Genomic DNA, 350 nt, shown 5'->3' with positions numbered 1-350 from the left:
GCCGCTGGGAGCTGGTGAACGGCCATCCCGCCGCCAGCCCGGCGATCACCTCGCAGGCGCTCGGGTTCTCCTTCCACCGCACCCGCGACGACCGCTGGGTGATGCCGCTCAACCCCTACCCGGCACTGCGTGCCCGGGCCGAGACCTTCCTCGGGGTGCCCGAGAGCGGCGTCGCCGACGCGGTCGTCCGGTGGGACGCCGCCGAGCTGGAGGCGGCCGCGAGCGACGCCGGCATCGTCATGCCGATGGCCCGCACGCCCGCCGAGTGGCTCGCGACCGAGCAGCACGCGGCGCTGGCCGGCACCCCGCCGATCACCCTGCGCCGCATCGGCGACGCCCCGCCCGAGCCG

At 77.1% G+C, this 350-nt stretch carries 1 pseudogene; it reads left to right on the top strand.

Annotation, left to right across the window (positions count from 1 at the left end):
• Window positions 1–14: 14 nt before the first annotated feature.
• Window positions 15–350 (top strand): annotated as a pseudogene (locus GTW08_RS17745) (carnitine dehydratase); the annotation flags it as partial.

The sequence above is a fragment of the Pseudonocardia sp. SID8383 genome (genome assembly GCF_009864975.1).
GTDB classification, from domain to species: domain Bacteria; phylum Actinomycetota; class Actinomycetes; order Mycobacteriales; family Pseudonocardiaceae; genus Pseudonocardia; species Pseudonocardia alni.
The sequence above is the reverse complement of the archived record's forward strand: the minus strand, read 5'-3'. Positions and strand labels throughout refer to the sequence as shown.